General features: G+C 56.9%; 19 protein-coding genes and 1 pseudogene. 10 read left to right on the top strand and 10 right to left on the bottom strand.

What is annotated here, in order from left to right; genetic code table 11:
• Positions 1-46: 46 nt before the first annotated feature.
• From ACR3FC_RS00550 to ACR3FC_RS00540, 3 genes are all read right to left on the bottom strand, one after another.
• The gene (locus ACR3FC_RS00550) at positions 47-1048 is read right to left on the bottom strand and encodes a DctP family TRAP transporter solute-binding subunit (RefSeq protein ID WP_480472519.1); all 1002 of its coding nucleotides are present in this window, start codon (positions 1046-1048) and stop codon (positions 47-49) included.
• Between the two features lie 287 nt (positions 1049-1335).
• Positions 1336-2565 carry a sigma-54-dependent transcriptional regulator gene (locus ACR3FC_RS00545; RefSeq protein ID WP_480472517.1) on the bottom strand — a complete coding sequence of 410 codons (1230 nt, stop codon included), beginning with the start codon at positions 2563-2565 and terminating at the stop codon, positions 1336-1338.
• Entirely contained in the window at positions 2562-4295 is a 1734-nt protein-coding gene (locus ACR3FC_RS00540; RefSeq protein WP_480472515.1) for a sensor histidine kinase, read from the bottom strand. The genes ACR3FC_RS00545 and ACR3FC_RS00540 overlap by 4 nt, the downstream gene beginning before the upstream one ends.
• Before the next feature lie 46 nt (positions 4296-4341).
• Here ACR3FC_RS00540 and ACR3FC_RS00535 point away from each other — a divergent pair, with 46 nt between their 5' ends.
• The gene (locus ACR3FC_RS00535; RefSeq protein WP_480472513.1) at positions 4342-5523 is read left to right on the top strand and encodes a cytochrome P450; all 1182 of its coding nucleotides are present in this window, start codon (positions 4342-4344) and stop codon (positions 5521-5523) included.
• 45 nt (positions 5524-5568) lie between these two features.
• Here the strand turns inward: ACR3FC_RS00535 and ACR3FC_RS00530 are convergent, their stop codons facing one another.
• Complete coding sequence (locus ACR3FC_RS00530) at positions 5569-6051, bottom strand: Lrp/AsnC family transcriptional regulator (RefSeq protein WP_480472511.1); 483 nt, start codon at positions 6049-6051, stop codon at positions 5569-5571.
• Positions 6052-6225: 174 nt separating this feature from the next.
• On the opposite strand from ACR3FC_RS00530, the pseudogene cobA reads away from it, so the two are divergent.
• From cobA to infC, 7 genes and pseudogenes are all read left to right on the top strand, one after another.
• Positions 6226-6972 (top strand): annotated as a pseudogene (cobA, locus tag ACR3FC_RS00525) (uroporphyrinogen-III C-methyltransferase); the annotation flags it as partial.
• Entirely contained in the window at positions 6972-7286 is a 315-nt protein-coding gene (locus ACR3FC_RS00520) for a DUF2849 domain-containing protein (protein WP_480472509.1), read from the top strand. The pseudogene cobA and the gene ACR3FC_RS00520, both read left to right, overlap by 1 nt.
• A 65-nt stretch (positions 7287-7351) precedes the next feature.
• A complete protein-coding gene (locus ACR3FC_RS00515) occupies positions 7352-9016 on the top strand; it encodes a nitrite/sulfite reductase (protein ID WP_480472507.1) in 1665 nt (554 codons plus the stop codon).
• A complete protein-coding gene (locus ACR3FC_RS00510; RefSeq protein WP_480472505.1) occupies positions 9006-9767 on the top strand; it encodes a phosphoadenylyl-sulfate reductase in 762 nt (253 codons plus the stop codon). The genes ACR3FC_RS00515 and ACR3FC_RS00510 overlap by 11 nt, the downstream gene beginning before the upstream one ends.
• Positions 9764-10171 carry a DUF934 domain-containing protein gene (locus tag ACR3FC_RS00505; RefSeq protein WP_480472503.1) on the top strand — a complete coding sequence of 136 codons (408 nt, stop codon included), beginning with the start codon at positions 9764-9766 and terminating at the stop codon, positions 10169-10171. The genes ACR3FC_RS00510 and ACR3FC_RS00505 overlap by 4 nt, the downstream gene beginning before the upstream one ends.
• Positions 10172-10278: 107 nt before the next feature.
• On the top strand, positions 10279-11112 hold the full coding sequence (locus ACR3FC_RS00500) for a ferredoxin--NADP reductase (RefSeq protein WP_480472501.1): 834 nt from the start codon (positions 10279-10281) through the stop codon (positions 11110-11112).
• Positions 11113-11228: 116 nt separating this feature from the next.
• Complete coding sequence (gene infC / locus ACR3FC_RS00495) at positions 11229-11819, top strand: translation initiation factor IF-3 (protein ID WP_480476723.1); 591 nt, start codon at positions 11229-11231, stop codon at positions 11817-11819.
• Between the two features lie 58 nt (positions 11820-11877).
• Here the strand turns inward: infC and ACR3FC_RS00490 are convergent, their stop codons facing one another.
• Genes ACR3FC_RS00490 through ACR3FC_RS00480 form a run of 3 tightly spaced genes read right to left on the bottom strand, consistent with a single transcriptional unit; the run spans position 11878 to position 14430 of the window.
• Entirely contained in the window at positions 11878-12336 is a 459-nt protein-coding gene (locus ACR3FC_RS00490) for a hypothetical protein (RefSeq protein WP_480472499.1), read from the bottom strand.
• 7 nt (positions 12337-12343) lie between these two features.
• Positions 12344-13660 carry an aspartate aminotransferase family protein gene (locus ACR3FC_RS00485; RefSeq protein ID WP_480472497.1) on the bottom strand — a complete coding sequence of 439 codons (1317 nt, stop codon included), beginning with the start codon at positions 13658-13660 and terminating at the stop codon, positions 12344-12346.
• A complete protein-coding gene (locus ACR3FC_RS00480; protein WP_480472495.1) occupies positions 13657-14430 on the bottom strand; it encodes a beta-keto acid cleavage family enzyme in 774 nt (257 codons plus the stop codon). The genes ACR3FC_RS00485 and ACR3FC_RS00480 overlap by 4 nt, the downstream gene beginning before the upstream one ends.
• An 86-nt stretch (positions 14431-14516) precedes the next feature.
• Here ACR3FC_RS00480 and ACR3FC_RS00475 point away from each other — a divergent pair, with 86 nt between their 5' ends.
• Entirely contained in the window at positions 14517-15416 is a 900-nt protein-coding gene (locus ACR3FC_RS00475; protein ID WP_480472493.1) for a MurR/RpiR family transcriptional regulator, read from the top strand.
• 64 nt (positions 15417-15480) lie between these two features.
• On the opposite strand, the gene ACR3FC_RS00470 is transcribed toward ACR3FC_RS00475, so the two are convergent.
• Positions 15481-16482 carry a molybdopterin-binding protein gene (locus ACR3FC_RS00470; protein WP_480472491.1) on the bottom strand — a complete coding sequence of 334 codons (1002 nt, stop codon included), beginning with the start codon at positions 16480-16482 and terminating at the stop codon, positions 15481-15483.
• Entirely contained in the window at positions 16479-17447 is a 969-nt protein-coding gene (locus ACR3FC_RS00465) for an XdhC family protein (RefSeq protein WP_480472489.1), read from the bottom strand. Before ACR3FC_RS00465 ends, ACR3FC_RS00470 begins: the two co-directional genes overlap by 4 nt.
• 224 nt (positions 17448-17671) lie before the next feature.
• Here ACR3FC_RS00465 and ACR3FC_RS00460 point away from each other — a divergent pair, with 224 nt between their 5' ends.
• Positions 17672-18178 carry a hypothetical protein gene (locus ACR3FC_RS00460; protein WP_480472487.1) on the top strand — a complete coding sequence of 169 codons (507 nt, stop codon included), beginning with the start codon at positions 17672-17674 and terminating at the stop codon, positions 18176-18178.
• A gap of 4 nt (positions 18179-18182) precedes the next feature.
• Here ACR3FC_RS00460 and ACR3FC_RS00455 read toward each other — a convergent pair whose 3' ends face one another.
• Complete coding sequence (locus ACR3FC_RS00455; RefSeq protein ID WP_480472485.1) at positions 18183-19442, bottom strand: vWA domain-containing protein; 1260 nt, start codon at positions 19440-19442, stop codon at positions 18183-18185.
• Positions 19443-19461 lie beyond the last annotated feature (19 nt).

The raw sequence follows: 19461 nt of genomic DNA, 5'->3' as shown, positions 1-19461 counted from the left end.
CGCGTCGAATACTCCCCAGTCCCCGGACGCGCGGCCTTTGACCGGATCAGAACCCGGCGTTGATGGCCTGTGCCGCGTCGATCTTGTCCTGACCCACGTCACCGGCGAATTTGTCCCAAACCGGTTTCATCGCGTCGACCCAGGCCTGACGCTGTTCAGGGGTCAGTTCACGGATGACGCCGCCTGCATCGATGATCGAGGCTTTGGCCGCTTCGTTCACAGCAAAGGCTTCTTTGTTCCGGGTGTCAGTAACTTCGGCCAGAATAGTCAGGAACTGATCCCGCACCGCTGGATCAAGACTGTCCAGCCAGTCCACCGATGTTACGACCAGATAGTCGATGATGCCGTGGTTGGTTTCGGTGATACCGTCCTGCACCTCAAAGAACTTCTTGCCGTAGATGTTCGACCAGGTGTTCTCCTGCCCGTCCACAACGCCTTGTTGCAGCGCGCCATACACTTCCGAGAATGCCATTTTTTGCGGGCTGCCACCAATGGCCTCCATCTGAGCCACCAGCACATCTGACGACTGCACGCGGAATTTCAAACCGTTTGCATCCGACGGATCAACCAAAGCCTTGTTGGCCGACATCTGCTTCATGCCGTTGTGCCAGAACGCCAGCCCTTGCAGGCCGCGGCGCTGCATGCTGTCTTTCATCGCCTGCCCCTCGGCCGAGGCCTGGAACGCGTCTACAGCGTCGACGTTCTTGAACATGAACGGCAGGTCAAACAGGCGGAACTGTTTGGTGAACTTCTCGAACTTCGACAGCGAGGGCGCTGCCAGTTGCACGTCGCCCTGCAACATCGCTTCGAGAACTTTGTCGTCGTTGTAGAGCGTCGAGTTCGGGTAGACCTCGACACACATCGTGCCGTTCATTTCGTCGTTGACCCGCTGCTCCAGCAGCGATGCCGCGATGCCCTTGGGGTGTTTGTCGGTGTTCGTCACATGCGCGAACTTAACGACGATTTCACCTTCGTCGCATGCAGCCATACCAGCCGTTGCGGTTACAGTCAGAGCAAGCGCAGTTGCTGCCGTTGTCAGAAGCTTCATCTGATATCCTCCCAGAGTTCCTTGAAACTTGCAGTCGACGCCGGGTAAGCGCCGTATGGCGTGCAGTGAAGCGACTCAGGGTAAAGCACACAACTTTTGACTGCGATTGCGGAAAGTGCCTGATTACCTGTTTAATACCAAAGTGTTACGTCGTTACTGGTTCGGGTTCTGCGCTTCACAGTCCCGAGCCGTGCGAAAACTCGCACATCCTCAGTGCGGCTTGTGCGGAATTCCGCACATATTCCGAATCACTTCATTCGAATCAGAAGTGCCAATCCGGTTCCCGCTCATCTGCGGTAATCCTCGGGACGAATCTGATAGCGCGCCAGCTTGTCGTAAAAGGTCTTGCGCGGCAGCTTCAGCGCCTTGGCCGCATCTGACGCTTTTCCATTGTGGCGGCCCAAAGCTGCAATCAATAGTGACCGCTCGACCCGCGCCATCTGTTCGCTCAACCCCAGATCCGTTGCTTGTGTAACCTCCTCGGGCATTCCAAGAACAAACCGCATCGCTGCTGACATCAGCGAACGGGCGTTGCCCGGCCAGTCGCTGGCCATCAAGGCCGCGAGATGTTCGGACGAAATCTCGGGAATTGCGATGCCAGCCTGTTCGGCCGCTTGCGCCACATAGTGGCGAAAAATCACCGGAATGTCGTCGGGGCGTTCCGCCAATGATGGAACACGCACCCGCATCACATCCAAACGATAGAACAGATCTGCGTTAAACCGCCCTTCAGAACATAAAGCGGACAGATCAGCGGTTGTCCCTGCAATAATACGCCCCCCCGGACCGCGCTCGATGATCTCCAACGCCGCAAACTGCGTGGCTTGGGGCATGGCGGACACTTCGTCCAGAAACAGGGAACCACCCACGGCATCGCCGCAGCTTTGGGCAAGATTATCGGGGCTTAGGCTTGAAGCCGGGCGTTTGACAAAAGGCCCCTGACCAGCGGGCGACATCAGGTGAACCACTTCGGCAACTTTGGATATGCCGCTGCCCGGCGGGCCGGTAACAAGAACTTCGGCCCCAGTCGGTGCAACAGTTCGCACACGATCCCGCAGTGCCTCGGCTTGCGGAGACAGACCAAACAGCAAACGTGCGGCCGGATCCCCCCTTTCAAGTTCAGATTTCAGGTCGCGCTGTTCCAAAACCTGAGTGCGGGCCGCGAATGCGCGTTCAAGAACGTCCATCAGGTCAGACGCAGCGCATGGTTTCTCCAGAAAATCGAACGCGCCTTTTCCCATGGCTTCCACGGCCATTGGGATATCGCCTTCTCCGGTCAAAAGGATCACCGGAAGTTCGGGGTCGATATCCCGAGCATAGGTCAGAAGATGGAAACCATCCCGCCCGGGCATTCGGATGTCCGAAATAATCACACCGGGGAAATCCCGCCGAATATGATCCTTGGCCGCCACAAAAGATCCGGCTGTTGTCGGTGCATAGTCCGCCAGTTCAATGGTTTGCGCCAGTGCCTCGCGAACAGCTGCGTCATCATCGACCAACAGAACCCTGCGCATCATGCTGCCTCTTCTTTTCCATAGGGTTCCAGTTCGACGGTAAACACTGCGCCATCAGCAGTGTTTGCCCCGCGAATTTCACCCCCAAAGCTTTGAACCAGACCATATGATATTGAAAGGCCGAGCCCCAGACCTTCAGAGGATCCTACGCTTTTTGTCGAATAAAACGGCTCGAAAACACGGTCGGGGTCTTCAATCCCCGGGCCGGTATCCCGCACAGAAACGCGCAACCGGTCTTCTTCGTGCATCACAATCGAAATGTGCCGTTTGGGTCGCCCCAGCATCGCATCCGCCGCGTTATTGATCAGATTAACAAAGACCTGCACCAATCGGACTTCACCCCCCCAAACATAAACCGCAGACTGTCCCGGCTCCCATTCCAGCGTCACATCATCGTCACGCAAACGGGTTTCGGTCAACTCGACGGCGGTTTTCAGAACCTGCACCAGATCGACCCGGCCCATTGGTTCGCTTTCGTTGCGGGCAAACGCGCGCAGATTCTTGATGATCCGGGCCATGCGGGCGGCCATTTCCGAAATACGCCCAAGGTTTTCGCTGGCCCTGTCGCCTTTGCCGCGTTCAAGAAAGGCCGTGCCATTGTCGGCGAATTGCTGGATTGCCATCAAGGGTTGGTTGAGTTCGTGGCTGATCCCCGCCGACATTTGCCCCAATGCGCTGAGTTTACCTGCCTGCACCAGTTCGGCCTGCGCTTTTTTCAGGGCTGCTTCGGCCTCCTGACGTTCTGCAACTTCGCGGCGTAGCGCAGTGTTCGCTTGGGTCAATGCACGGGTACGCTGCGCTACCCGGCTTTCCAGAACCATGTTGGCATTAGCCAGCGTCCGTCGCCGCTCCATGGCAAGATACAGCATGGCACCAAACGCCAGACAGATCGCTGCGACCGCCGCCGCCTGCAACCCCGCAAGTCGCCGGGCCGGAGCCACGTCCACCAAAACCTCGGCGGTCATATCGATCACAGGCAATTCAAGCGTTAGGTGCAACGCGTCGCGTGGCAAATACCGCCCCCAGTTCAGCCGCCACAATTCATGCTGGCCGACCCGCGTCGCTGCAAAATCCACCGACGCACCTTCTGGCGGTGTCAGCCCGGACTGGCCAGCCTCGCGGCTCCAGAACAGCAAGTCTGATCGGTTCGAGATGAAGACGAAACCGTCAGAATCAACAAAGAACACGGCTTCGGTACTGCCCCGCCAGGTTTGTTCAATGTCCTGGACGTCGGCAACCACCATCACTGCACCTTCGACTTGCCCAGACGGAGCAAAAGTCGGAGCGGCATAGGAATATATCCGGTCGCCACTCTCTGGAACCACCTCATGCGCGGTGCCCACCGCACCCTGCATGGCGCGCCTGAACGCTGGATGTGCGGACATATCTCGCTGTGCCACTGGCTGTGCGGTGACCAGAACCCGACCGCTGCGATCCAGATACATCATGTTGACGGCCGCTGTCTTGTCGGCGACGTCCAGCAACATCGCTTGCGCGTCATGTATTTGTGTCGGTGTATCCAACGCGTGCAAGGCGGGATGTGTCGCCATCAGAACCGCCAGTTCCTGATAGACCTGCATCTGGGTGCTGAGCCGATCCGCCGCCAGTTCAAGGTCAGCTTCGGCCTTGTCACTTAGCTGAGACAGCGCCTGACGATAACCATAAGACCAAACAAAACCTGACAGCAGCCCGACAGCGGACAAAAAACCGACAATGATCCAAACTCTCTGCATAGACAGGGTCTTGCATTCAACGCGGCTCGTGGCAAGTGTGCGTCGCATGAAGTCATTCTCGCAATCCCCGACAGATCCGGGTTTCGTTCAGAACCCGTACCCTTTCTATGATCATGCCCGCACTGCTGGTGATCTGTTCTATTGGCGCGACTACAATATGGTTGCTGCAACGTCCTGTCAGGCGGTGCGGACACTTCTTCGCGACCGCCGGTTTGGGCGGGAAGTTCCGCCTGAATGCGCGACACAGGGCCCTGCCCATCTGGCCCCCTGGCTGGCTATCGAAGCCCACTCGCTGCTTGAAGCTGAACCCCCGCGACATACCCGCCTGAGAGCGCTTGTCATGCGCGCTTTCACGTCGCGGGAAATTTCTGCATTGCAGCCTTCCATTGAATCGCTATGCCACAGTCTTATCGAGACGTTTCCGAATACACCTTTCGACCTGTTGAGTGCCTATTGCACGCAGGTCCCGGTGAGAACCATCTGCCGACTGCTGGGCGTTCCCGAAGACATGGCACCCAACCTGTTGCAGTGGTCGCATGACATGGTCGCCATGTATCAGGCCAACCGGACGCAGGCGACCGAGGATAAGGCGGCCAAGTCGTCTCAGGAGTTCACGGATTTCCTGTTGGGATACATTAACCAGCGACGCAATGATCCCCGTGACGATTTGATCACCCGGCTTATCAGCGCCGAGGAAGAAGGTGAAAAGCTGACCATCGACGAGTTGGTCGCAACATGCATCTTGCTGCTGAATGCAGGTCACGAAGCAACTGTGCATTCGCTGGCGAACGGTGTGAAAACTCTGTTGCAAACTTATACCAGCCCCGGCGTTCTGGCACCGGACCAGATCGACGCAACGATTGAAGAAATTCTGCGCTATGACCCGCCTTTGCACATGTTCACACGTTATGCGTATGAAGACGTTGACATATTTGGGCATTCGTTCAGGCGCGGTGATCAGGTCGCACTATTGCTTGGCGCTGCAAACCGCGACCCTGCTGTCTGGGATGAACCCGAAAGGTTTGTTCCGACGCGCTCGATTGAGGTCAACACAAGTTTTGGCGGAGGCATCCACTTCTGCGTCGGCGCCCCTTTGGCAAGGTTGGAAATGCGCATAGCCCTGCCCATTCTGTTCAATAGCTGCCCGAACCTGCGGCTCGCTACAGAGCCAACCTATTCAGACAGCTATCACTTCCATGGTTTGGAACGGTTAATGGTTCAGGTCTGACCTGTATAAGGCGCGGCTCGATCCGGCGTTGGAAGCACCTGCCTTTTACGCCCCTTCAACCAATGCGTTGAGGGGAAGCATCGTTGTGGACTTGATTTCTTCCATCGACAAAAGCGCGGTCACGTTGTGCACTCGCACCTCCGATATCAGCGACTGGTAGAATTGATCATAGGCGCGCGCGTTCTTGACCCGAACCTTGAGTATATAATCAATGTCACCTGCCAGCCGATGCGCCTCTTGCACCTCGGGGTGATCACGCAACGCCTTAAGGAACTTGCGCTGCCACTCAGCCTCGTGTTCCGATGTGCGGATCAAAACAAAGAAAGTCGCTTCAAACCCGAGCGCTTCGGCATCCAGCAAAACCGTTTGCTGACCTATTATTCCTGCACTCTTGAGCTTGCGTATACGATTCCAGACAGGCGTCTTTGAACTGCCGACCCGAGCCGCTATTTCGTCCAGTGACTGCCCTGCATCGCGTTGCAGCTCGGCCAGAATTTTCCGATCCGTATCATCTATCCGCACCGACATTCCAATTTTCCTTCCACATCGAAGTTTTCGTTCCAAAATTTTTCATTGATGGAACATTTGTCCTTATTTGAGCGTCCATATGGCGCTTTGGTGGGAATATTTCCTATATTGAGGGTCAAGTCAAACCACACCCGAGATGATCCAATGCAGGACGTTCGCACAACAGGCCCCAAAGGACATGTCGACTTTGTCGGCGCAGGTCCGGGCGACCCCGAGTTGCTGACGCTCAAGGCGCTGACCGCGTTTGAGCGGGCTGATGTTGTGCTGCATGACCGCCTTATCAGTGAACCCGTTCTGGACATAGCCGGTCAAAGCGCCGCCTTGGTTGATGTCGGCAAAGCCGGGTTCGGCCCATCCTGGAAGCAAAGTGATATTGACGCGCTTTTGGTCGAATATGCCCTGAATGGTAACCGCGTGGTCCGCCTGAAGTCCGGTGATCCCACTGTCTTTGGCCGTCTGGATGAAGAGATCGAGGCCGTCGAGGCGGCTGGCATTTCGTGGCAGATCGTTCCTGGTATCACAGCGGCCTCTGCCGCAGTGGCTGGCATCGGCCAAAGCCTGACTCAACGCGGTCGAAATTCCTCGGTGCGGTTCCTGACCGGGCACGACATGAAAGGTTTTGCCGATCATGACTGGAATGCCCTGGCACGGGCTGGTTCGGTTGCTGCGATCTATATGGGCAAGAAATCTGCTCGCTTTATCCAGGGTCGCCTGATCATGCATGGCGCCGATCGCGCCACCCCTGTCACGCTGGTCGAAAACGCCTCGCGCCCGAACCAACGGATACTGTCCACCACACTGGATCAACTGCCCGCCGACCTGGCCGCCGCCGAATTGGACGGACCGGCCCTGACATTCTATGGCCTTGCCCCGCGCGAAGCGGCGCAGGCCGTAACCGAATTCAATAAGGAGCTTGCCTGATGGCCCGCGCTTTTACCCCCAAAGTCGTCACCGCAAATGATTTGCTGGTAGGTGACGTCATTTACCAGACCGAAGATGACAGTTGGACGCGTGATCTGTCCCAAGCGGAACTGATCACTGACGAAGCACATGCACAGGTGCGTCTGCTGGATGCGGCGCGTCAGGCAAATAAAGTCGTTGGCGCCTATCTGGCCGATGCCGTTGCTGGCAAGAACGGCCCCGAGCCCACCCATTTTCGGGAAGATTTCCGCCGGACTGGTCCGTCCAACTATGCCCACGGCAAACAGGAAACTTCCCCGCAGCCCCGGGCCTGACCTCTGGCCATATCTCTCCCCTTCAAGGCCCCTAGGTTCGGGGCTGCAAACAAGGACAGCTAGACATGTATCGCTACTCCGAGTTCGACACAGCATTTTTGGCAGAACGTAACGCGCAGTTCCGCGCCCAGGTCGAGCGTCGCATTGACGGCTCGTTGACCGAAGACGAATTCAAGCCGCTGCGCCTGATGAATGGGCTGTACCTGCAACTGCACGCCTACATGCTGCGTGTCGCCATTCCCTATGGCACGCTGAACAGTGCGCAGATGCGTCAACTGGCGCTGCTGGCCGAGAAGTGGGACAAAGGCTATGGCCATTTCACCACGCGTCAGAACATCCAGTACAACTGGCCAAAGCTGAGCGACGTGCCGGATATGCTGGACGCGCTGGCCGAGGTTGGCATGCACGCCATCCAGACTTCGGGCAACACCATTCGCAACGTGACCGCCGACCACTTTGCCGGTGCCGCTGCAGATGAGGTCGCTGATCCCCGCCCTTACGCCGAATTGCTGCGCCAGTGGTCGACCGACCACCCGGAATTCCAGTTCATGCCACGAAAGTTCAAGATCGCCATCACTGGCAGTGAAAACGACCGCGCCGTGATCAAGGCGCATGACATCGGCCTGCAACTGGTTGAGCGTGACGGCGTTCTTGGCGCGCGCGTCATTGTTGGCGGTGGCCTGGGCCGTACGCCCATGATCGGCAAGGAATTGTCCGAGTTTGTCGCCTTTGACGACCTGCTGGCTTATCTGGAAGCCACCGTTTCAGTTTGGAACCAGATTGGTCGCCGTGACAACAAGTACAAGGCACGTATCAAGATCACCGTGCACGAGCATGGCATCGACGCTATCCGCGCCAAGGTCAACGAACGCTTCCTGAAGGTCCGCCCGCAGTTCAAAGGCGCGGATATGAACCTGCTGGAAGAGATCAAGGGCCACTTTGCACCGCCTGCCTTCCGCCAGGCTTCGGTTGCGTCGTTTGAAAGCGCCTATACCAACGATCCGGTTTTCCGCTCATGGGTCGATACCAACATTGCGCCGCACAAAGACGCGGACCATGCGATCGTCACGATCTCGATCAAGAAGCATGGGGCAACGCCGGGCGATGCAACTGCCGAGCAAATGCGCGTGATGGCCGATCTGGCCGAAGAATTCGCCTATGATGAGCTGCGCATTAGCCATGAGCAGAACGTAATCCTGCCGCATGTCCACAAATCGGACTTGCCTGCAATTCACGCCAAGCTGAAGGAATACGAGCTGGCAACCGCCAATATCGGTCTGATCAGCGATATCATTGCCTGCCCCGGCATGGATTATTGTGCGCTGGCGACGGCGCGTTCGATCCCGGTTGCTCAGGAAATTGCAACGCGGTTCGAGGACCTGAAGCTCGAGCATGACATCGGGCACCTGAAGATCAAGATCTCAGGCTGCATCAACGCCTGTGGTCATCACCATGTCGGCCATATCGGCATTCTGGGTCTGGACCGAGCAGGCGTGGAAAATTACCAGATCACTCTGGGTGGCGATGCGACCGAAACTGCGGCAATTGGTGATCGCACCGGTCCGGGCTTTGCCTATGACGAAATCGTTCCTGCCGTAGAGCGCATTGTCGACACCTATCTGAACCAGCGTGCAAGCGCAGAGGAGACATTCCTGGAAACATATCGCCGGGTGGGCATGGCACCGTTCAAAGACGCCTTGTATCCTGAGGCCCGCGCAAATGCCGCTTGACCTGATCCAAACGGAACTGGGCCGGGACAGACGCGAACTGACTGAACGTGTCGAAGACCTGAATGCCCGGTTCCGGCACCACAGCGCCCATGATGTTATGCATGGAGCGATTGATGAGATCGATGAGCTTGCTCTGGTCTCAAGCTTTGGTGCGGAATCCGTCGTTCTGTTGCACATGGCGGCGGTGGTGAACAAGGCAACGCCCGTTCTTTTCGTGGACACGCAAATGCTGTTCACCGAAACGCTGGAATACCAGCAGGAGGTGAGCGAGCGTCTCGGGCTTACCAACATTCGCATCATCCGGGCCGAGGATGCAGAGGTTGAACGCGAAGACCCATACGGCGCATTACGCCTGCGCGACACGGATGCATGTTGTAACCTGCGCAAGACTTTCCCGCTGCAAAGAGCGCTGGTGGGGTTCGATGGCTGGATAACCGGACGCAAGCGGTTTCAGGCAGGCACGCGCGCTGCGCTGGAATTCTTCGAGGTCGAGGACGGAACAGGTCGGATCAAGGTCAACCCGCTTGCCCATTGGGCGCCCGAGGATGTGCGGGCCTATATGGAAGAAAACAACCTGCCCCGGCATCCGCTGGTGGCCAAAGGATACCCTTCGATCGGCTGTGCGCCCTGCACCTCGCCTGTCAAAGAGGGCGAAGATCCCCGCGCCGGACGGTGGCGCGATCAGAACAAGGAAGAATGCGGCATCCATTTTGTCGATGGCAAGATGATGCGCGTCGGAGAAAAAACATGAACGTAATCGTAACGGATGAGGGCTTTTCGCCTGATGACTGGACCGACGGCTTTGTCACCCTGGATGATGCCGCCAATGACGTGGTCGCGCTAGACGTGAGCTCGGAGACAGACCCGGACGAACTGTATGACCGGTTGGGCGGTACGAGGCTGGTTCGGGTAGACTTCCCGTCTTTCGCAGATGGTCGCGGATTTACCATCGCCCGCACATTGCGCCTGAAGGGCTACAAAGGCCGGCTGCGCGCCAAAGGGCATGTGCTTGCCGATCAATACGCCATGGCGCGCCGCAGCGGCTTTGACGAGGTCGAGATCGACGGAGAATTGGCAGACCGCCAACCCGAGGATCAGTGGCTGGCCCGCGCGAACTGGAAAGAGAATAACTATCAGGCCCGCCTGCGCGGCTAATCCCGCACTTGCCAGCTTGTGACGCAAAGGGGGCAATCTGTCCCCTTTTCCTGACTTGGATCAAAGATTAAACGGAGATGTCGGTTTAGCAGACCGGCAGGTAAACGATGACAGAGATCAAGCCCGTGAGCGAAGCAACCGCAGTAAAAGTCCCCGTCCTTCCGGACGCGCAAACCGTAACCGACGTCAAACACTGGACCGACAGCCTGTTTTCTTTCAAGGTGTCGCGCCCGGCCTCGTTGCGGTTCCGCTCGGGCGAATTTGTGATGATTGGTCTGCTGGGTGACAACGGCAAGCCGTTGCTGCGCGCCTATTCCATCGCCTCGCCCTCGTGGGATGAAGAGCTGGAGTTTTATTCGATCAAAGTTCAGAACGGCCCGCTGACGTCGAAATTGCAACATATCAAACCGGGTGATCAGATCATCTTGCGTCCCAAACCGGTTGGCACATTGGTGCATGACGCCCTGCTGCCCGGCAAACGCCTGTGGTTTTTTGCAACCGGCACCGGCTTTGCACCTTTTGCCTCGCTGCTGCGTGAACCACAGACCTATGAGGATTATGACGAGGTCATCATCACCCACACCTGCCGCGAAGTGGCAGAGCTGGAATATGGCCGTCAGCTGATCGACAGCATCCGTCAGGACGAACTGTTGGCCGAACTGATCGGTGAAGGATTTGCCGACAAGATCCGCTATTACCCGACCACCACACGGGAGGAGAGCCCCAAGATGGGCCGCATCACCACCCTTCTTCAGGATGGCACCGTATTTTCCGATCTGGGTATTGATGGCGGCATCAAACCTGAAACCGACCGTGCAATGGTCTGCGGTTCGCTGGCTTTCAACCTGGATATTAAGAAAATTCTCGAGGGGTTTGGTTTGCGTGAAGGCGCCAACTCGGAACCCAAGGAGTTCGTGATCGAAAAAGCCTTTGTCGGCTAAAGCAACCCTGCGTTCAGGGCTTTGCCGCCCTGAACGCGAAAAACACCGGCAGAAAACAAGTTTTTTCGCATTACCCTGTATTTATGCCGCTTGAAGTGCGGTCTCGCCCGGTTTAAATTCCGGGCTCGAAATTCTGCAATCATCAAAGGAATGAACCCATAGCTCGCAGACCTCACAACGCGCCGCCTCAACGTGAAACCGGCCCGCGCGTAAATGAAAGAATCCGTGCCCCCGAAATTCGGCTGATTGGTGCCGAAGGTGAAAACGTCGGGGTGGTTCATCCCGCCAAAGCCATGCAGATGGCCGCAGATGCAGGTCTTGATCTAGTCGAAATCTCGCCTAATGCGAACCCACCGGTCTGCAAGATCATGGATTTCGGCAAGTACAAGTACGAAACGCAAAAACGCGAAAACGAAGCGCGCAAAAAACAAAAAGTCATCGAAGTGAAAGAGGTCAAATTCCGACCCAACACCGATACGCATGACTATGACGTCAAAATGAAGAACGTCTTTAAGTTTCTGGAAAAGGGCGACAAAGTCAAAGTCACCCTGCGCTTTCGTGGCCGTGAAATGGCACACCAGAACCTGGGTCGCGAATTGCTGGAGCGTGTGGCCGAAGACATCAAAGAGGTCGGCAAGATCGAGAACATGCCGAAGATGGAAGGCCGTCAGATGGTCATGATGATCGGTCCGCTTCCGCATAAGTAATCTGCTTCAAAGACCAAAACGATCAAAGCCCCTTCGCTGCCGAAGGGGCTTTTTTTGTTCAGGTCGCGCGTCTGCTTCGTAACCAGTTGACCGCATCCCTGAAATCGAAAAGCAGGGAAATTACGTCAACGATCAGAAGCACCCAAAGAAACTTGGCAAAGGCAGTGCTCAGGGTCGCATCGGAAAACAACAAAAGCGCTACAATGACAACTAGTGGAACCCAGCACAGAATGTGCGGCAAGGCCATCGCGCCACTCATCCCGCGCGCAACCGCCATGATGGGTATGTTCAGCGCCATACCGGTAATCGCCAGAACAGCGATGAGCATCCCTTGTGGCTGATCCAGGAAAGCAAGCGGAACCAGATTAACCGGCACCAATATTACGGCCACCCAGATCTGCACCCAAAGGGGAAGCGCACGGAAACTGCGCCAAATATCCAGCACTATTGATTTCGCCTTTTCAGATACTTCTCCCGCGACATTAACAAATAAGCTGCGGGCGAACAGTGCGCTCACGGTAAAGTCAAAGCACAGCAGAAAGGGCGCGTTCCAGTTTGCTGACGAGTTCGCCTATCTGTTCCTCTTCAATAATAAAGGGCGGCGCCAGCAGGACATGATCGCCGTTCAGGCCATCCCGCGTGCCAGCCATGGGATAGCAAATCAACCCTTCGTCCAGTGCTGCCTTTTTCACCTTACCTGCGATGCCACGTGATGGATCAAAAGGGGCCTTGCTGTCGCGGTCAGCGACCAGTTCAACACCACGGAACAACCCGCGCCCACGGATATCTCCCACGTTCGGGTGCTGTCCGAATGCAGCCTCGAGGGCGGATCGCAGCTTGTTGCCCATGACCCCGGCACGCGCAGGTAAATCCCGTTCGGTCAACTCACGGACTACCGCCAATGCGGCGGCTGTGGCGACCGGATGACCGACATAGGTGTGTCCATGTTGGAAAAACCCTGATCCGTCGCGGATCGCGTCATAGATTTTGCCGGTGCACAGCATGGCTCCGATTGGTTGATATCCGGCCCCCAACCCCTTGGCGATACACAAAATATCCGGCGCGATGTCGTCATGATCGCAGGCAAACAGGTGACCGGTTCGGCCCATACCGCACATCACCTCATCCAAAATCAGCAACACACCATAGTGGTCGCAGATCTCGCGAATACGCTTGAAGTACCCTTCAACCGCAGGGACTGCGCCAAGGGTAGCTCCAACCACTGGTTCGGCCATAAATGCCATGACAGTATCAGGGCCCAGCCGCAGGATTTCGGATTCCAGCTCATTGGCCACACGCTGACCATAGTCAAAGCTGCTCTCGTCTTCCGATTTTTCGGCATATTCGTAGCAGGCAGAGATATGCGTCATCTCGATCAGCATCGGGGCGAATTGCGCCCGTCTCCATGCGTTACCCCCAGCGGACAAAGCCCCTAAAGTGTTGCCGTGATAGCTTTGCTTTCGCGCGATAACGTGACGGCGTTCAGGTTGTCCGATTTCTAGAAAGTACTGGCGCGCCAGTTTGATTGCCGCCTCGGTCGCCTCGGACCCGCCCGAAACAAAATACACCCGGTCCAGATCCCCCGGCGCGTGCCGGATCAACAATTCGGCCAAAGCCTCAGCCGGTTTTGATGTCATGAACCCTGTATGTGCAAAGGCAATCTGTTCCACCTGCTGCTGTACCGCTTGGATCACGGCCTGATTCGAATGGCCCAAACAAGATACCGCCGCATCACCGCAATCCAGGTAACGCTTGCCCTTTGCGTCGATCAGATAACAGCCATCGCCGCCAACCGCGACAGGAAGGTCCGATTTCGTGTGACGTGGGAAAACATGACTCATTTCTGTGCCCTTCCAAGCAATTCGACTAATGCTGCAACCGAGGCCGCGTTATCTGCCCACAGCCTGCCATCCGGCCCCGTCAGACTGTTTTCAAACCCAACCCGCACGTCACCACCGCGTCGCGCAGCCTCAGCCAGACAGGCATGTTCTTGCGTTCCAAAGGCGCACACCATCCAACGGGCCGGGCATTCTGGAAAGGCGTCGAGATCGGCAGGCACAGATTGCTGGCCATCGCTGTATCGCCCCAGAACAAGCAAACGATCTGTCTGATCCGCGTGTACGATGCCCAAAGCGAGCCACTGTTCCAGTAAACGTGCGTCCTCAGTATCGTACAAGATATGCTGAACCCGTGTGCCCTGATCCGCACATAGTGCATAGACCCTGGGCGCAAGGTTCAGATCGCGGGCGATTTCACGCACCGAGATTGATGCCCATTCAGGTCGCACCTTTTGCAAACAGTCCAGTTGCGATGCCACGTCGAACTGCCCGGCAGCTTCGGTCGTGATCTGTAGCTCCATTTTTGGAACCTCGCGCTGCAATTCCGCAAGCGTTTCCCGGTACAATCCGGCGTCCAGTGAATGCCGTCCGTCTGCATCCCTAATATGCAGATGCAACCCATCCGCACCTGCGGCATGGCAATCCCGCGCAGATATGACGATCTGATCAATCCTGAGTGGCAAGGCTGGATGATCCAACGCGTTCCGCCGGGCACCGTTTGGCGCAACTAGAACGTAGGGCCTGTCCGAGCTGTCAGTTGTTATTGATGTCATAGCACCACCCAAATCTTTGCCCTCAGTTAGAGTCGCTGGACGACGTATTCAATTTACACAAAAGAAAACATATGTTTCTTTTTGGTATGACACCCACCCTTACAGCCTTGACCAGCCAAATTCGACGCGAGATCGATGAGATGCCAGCGCAGATGCAAGTCGCGGCGAAATATATCATCGACCATCCCGGTGATTTCGGCCTGAACCCGGTCCGAGCGACCGCCGACCGGATCGGCATCAGCACCAGTGTTCTTGTTCGACTGGCGCAGCGTATGGGTTTCGACAGTTTTGACGCCTTTCGCCACCCATTTCGCCTTGCTCTCACAACCGACAGTGAAGACAGGATTGGTCAGGAATGGTTAACCACGTCACCCAGACAAGACCCTTTCAATGACGCACAGGCCAGATTTGCGCGCAATGAGATGAATGTTGTGTCCCGATCCCTGCGCCTGATGGAGCCGCAATTGGCCAAGCGTGCCGTTGAATACATGGTGTCTGCACGTCGTTGTTATGTGACCGCCACAAGGTCCAGTCATGCGCTGGCCTATTATTTTCACTACGCCGGCCGCATGGCCCATCCCGGATTACAGCTGATACCAAGACACATGGGCTCGGCTGTCGATGACCTGGTCGAGGCCACGTCCGAGGATTGTTTGTTTGCCATCACCGTCCATCCCTATTCCGCAGATACGATCCATTCGATGCGTTTTGCCCGCGACCGGGCCATGAAGATTGTGTTGCTGTCGGAGAGCGAGGTGATTGCACCCGGCGTCAACCCGGATGTCGTTCTACCCGTCAGCACCCGCACTTTACATCCGTTTTCTAGCTTTTCTGGCGCGATGGCGGTTCTGGAATGCCTGCTCGGACATCTCTTTGATGCAGGAGGAGACGCCGCACGGGATAGGGTCGAACAGTTTCAAAAAGCCCGGGAGGACACCGGCGCGTATTGGCGGCCCGGCGTATTGCCAAGGATGAGAAAACCCTAGAATATCAATAATACATTGGCCGCAAGTACGGTGTGATACGCCATATCGCGGACCTTGGCGGCGGTCAGTCGTTTCTTTTCGCCCGCGGCTGAGGTCTGGTCGGGATTTCCTTCAACAATCCGCCAACCCCCATTCCGGCAATATCGGCGCCTGTTGTTTCAATCCCGCATGCGACACGCGACAGCACCCAATCCGCCCCATTCAACGCCGGAGAGCGCGCGCATCCCGGCAAGCCGATCACAGGTCGGCCCTGCAAGTCCCCAAGAAACAGCAGGTTTCCCGGATCAACCGGCATACCAAAGCGATCAATCGTCCCACCGGCCTGCCGAACGGCCGACGGTGCGACATCGTTGGGATCCGAGGTGGCCGAACCCGTCAATATCATCAGAAGATCGCCCTTCCCCTTAGAAATCGCGCTGGTCAAGGAATCCGTTCGATGCGGAACAATCTGCACCTCCGCAAGCTCCATTCCCACTGCCTCGACCCGTCCCCGAATGGCCGCAATCCCCTTTTCGTTCGGTGGACCACCGGGAATTTCCGTTACAACAAGACCGGCTGTCCGATGAACAGGCCGCGCCAGACGCACAGCTCCTTGTGCCAGCCCGGCGGCGCGCTGAACATCAGCCTCTGGCACGGCATATGAGATGACCTTAATGGTCGCCATCATGCCGTTCGCCCCCATTTGCTGGTACTGTGGAACGGTCGCAACGGTAATCATCGGATTGACCAGATTGAACATTTCAAGTGCGTGAACATCGAGCACGGCAACCCCGGGCCCATCGGCCAAAAGGTTTACCCGCCCGGTAAATGCCTCGGTAACCCGCAAGTTGGCTGATGCTGGATCAGGTGCCAGCGCAGACGCCAGCTTACGTGCCGCCTGATCTTCATGGCAATCACCGGAATCCAGTCGGGCAACAATGACCTCGCTTAGACCGGCCTTTATCAGTTGCGCCACATGTTCCGAGCGCAATTCAAGCCCCTTGCGAAGCTTTCGCCCATCCGCTGTAACCGAATGCGCCAGAATGGCCCCCTCTGCCTGGGACACCGGCACAGGCCCAAATTTCATGCTTTCCCTCGCAGAACTGCAGTGATCTGCGCCAGTATCGCAACCGCGATTTCCGAGGGACCGGCGGCCCCGATATCCAGGCCAATGGGCCCATGAATGCCAGAGATTTGCGCATCGGTAAAACCCGCCGCTTTCATACGCTCAATGCGCTTGGCATGGGTGCGTGTTGACCCCAATGCACCGATATAGAACACATCGGCGGCCAACGCGGCTTGTAGCGCCGGATCGTCAAGTTTTGGGTCATGTGTCAGCAGGACAATAGCGGTCCGCGCGTCCAGTCCCAGCTTCGCAACGGCTTCATCCGGCCAATCCGTCAGGATCGTTTCACCGGGAAAACGTGCTCTGGACGCAAAGGCGTCACGCGGGTCGATAATGGTTGGATCATAGCCCGCAATCCGCGCCATCGGCACCAGAGCCTGCGCGATGTGAACTGCCCCAACGACCAGCAACCTCAGCGGTGGGTTATGTACTGCGACAAAGGTCTGGCCATCCTCTTCGAACCCTGACCGATCCATACGCAGCCTGTCGGCATAAGCATTGCGGCGCAACGCCCTGCGCCCGGTCTCGACATTGACTTCGTAGGCAACGGGCTCACGAGCGGCCCGAGCGGCAACCAGTTCCGCCAACATAGGTTCGGACAGGACTTTTCCTATGGGTTCAACAAGAACGCGTATGGTCCCCCCACAGGCCAAACCAACCGCAAAGGCATCGTCGTCACTGACCCCGAATTCAAGTAAACGCGCTTCACCTTCATCAATGGCTTCAAGCGCCTCGACGATAACAGCACCTTCGACACATCCACCAGAAACGGAACCTTCGATCCGACCATCGCCGCCAATCACCAATTGGGATCCCACCCGCCGCGGCGCACTGCCCCAGGTTTCGACAACTGTAGCGAGCGCCGCGCCGCGCCCGCTGCGGTGCCAGTCAAGCGCCGTTTCAGGACTGTTGTCGAATCGCTCCATCGGAACCTCCGGATGACCTATGACACCAACATAAGCGGGAATTGCGTGATGAAAAGCGCATCAGGCTTACCAAAAGGTCTATATTGAACCCCATAGGGCAAGGCCATTGCCCGAGCCATATTCAACAAATCATAGCATTGATTGTTTGTGACCCGAGTTCTAGCCTGTGCAGGCAACCGACCTCAAGTCTGGCTTGCATACCATACAAATCATAGATCGGAGACATGCAGTTGAAACGTATTCTTGCATTGGGCGCGGCAGTTGGTCTTTTGACTTCAACCGCAGCGTGGGCTGACACATTCCAACGCTATGGAGAGGTTGAAGGCTGGAAAGTCTTCATCGACACTGAAAAAAAATCCTGCCTGATCGAGGCGGTGGATGATGCGGAAAACGTTGTTCAGATGGGCCTGACCGAAGATCGTGGCGTGGGATATGTCGGCATCTTCACCAAGGCTGAAACCGATATCAAACGTGGCGAGACGCAAGAAGTCGCCATCCTGCTGGGCGACAACATATATCTGGGTGAAGCGACCGGCATGAAAGGTAACATCACCAAAGGCTATTCCGGTGGTTATGTTCTGTCGGACAGCCCACAGTTCGCGGATGATCTGGCCAAGAAGAAGGTCATGATCGTGTTTCCCGAGACATCCTATGCCTTCACCGTCGATCTGACAGGCACTTACAAAGCCATGGAGATGGCCCGCAAGTGCAATGAAGAACAGCTGTCGTAAGCTGCTAGTCGGAAAGCGCGGCCATCAGCCGTGCTTTCTGCCCCTCATCGTCGGGTTGTGAAATCGCTGCGGCCAAATCTTCGAGTGAGGCAATCGAATGCCCTGCGCGAAAACTGTCAACATGCGGCAGCATCGCGGCAACCCCTTGCGCCCTGGGCGCGAACCCGTCCCAACGCAACAAGGGGTTCAGCCAGATCAGGCGTTTTGAGGACAGGTGCAGACGCTCGATCTCTTTCCTGAGGAGCTCAGGATCGCCCCGCTCGAGCCCGTCTGTGATCAACAGAACAACCGCCCCCTGCCCCATCACCCGGCGTGACCAGTCCCTATTGAATTGATGCAGGCACTCTCCGATACGCGTGCCGCCCTCCCAATCCTGCGCCTCGGCCCCTGCTGCGGCAAGTGCCGCGTCTACATCCCGTTGGTGCAGGTGGCGCGTTATGTTGGTGAGGCGTGTGCCGAATGTGAAGGCATAGACCTTGGCCCAACCCGCTCCCTTGGCGTTGGACACTGAGTGCAGGAAATGCAGGATGATCCGACTGTACTGGCTCATCGAGCCGGAAATATCGCAAAGTGCGACAAGATTTGGCCAGCGTAGTTTGGGCTGTAGCCTGGCAATTTCGCGCAACTCCCCCCCTTGCCGCATGGCCGCGCGCAATGTGCGGGCACGGTCGATGCGGTGCCCCAAATGACTGGTCTGCCCGCGGCGTGATTCAATTGGCTTTACCGGCAGTGTCATCCGCGCCAATACGCGCTTGGCCTGCGCGATTTCGGCCGTGCTCATCTGCTCGAAATCCAGATTGCGTAGCCGTTCCTCGGATGAGGCGGTCTGGGTTGCGTCGATTTCGATCTCGGTTTCGCCTTCCTCTTGCCCGGCAGCGTCCGGCAAATCACGCTCAACCCCGTCCAGCAGTGCCTCAGCCGCGCGCTTTTCACCGGCGTCGGCCTTGTGCTCCTCCTGAACGCCGCGAATTGCAGGAAGCATCATCGCCATCATGTGTTCCATGTAACGCGGGTCTCGCCAGTACATTCGGAAGACTTGCGCAAAAATCACGCGGTGTTCCGGGCGGTTCACGAAACAGGCGTGTAAGGTCCAGTAGAAATCCCGTTTCTCGGAAAAACCTGCCGCCTGCACTGCACGAATAGCGTCGATCACACGACCGGGTCCGATCGGCAGCCCAGCCTTTCTGAGCGCGCGGGCAAAATGGGTGATGTTGTGCGCCAGCTTTGGGTTGTCGGGTATATCCAGCGGAAGTTGTTCGGCCATCAGACGTTACGGGGGCTCT

Source organism: Ruegeria sp. AF3, from assembly GCF_056536285.1.
The sequence above is the reverse complement of the archived record's forward strand: the minus strand, read 5'-3'. Positions and strand labels throughout refer to the sequence as shown.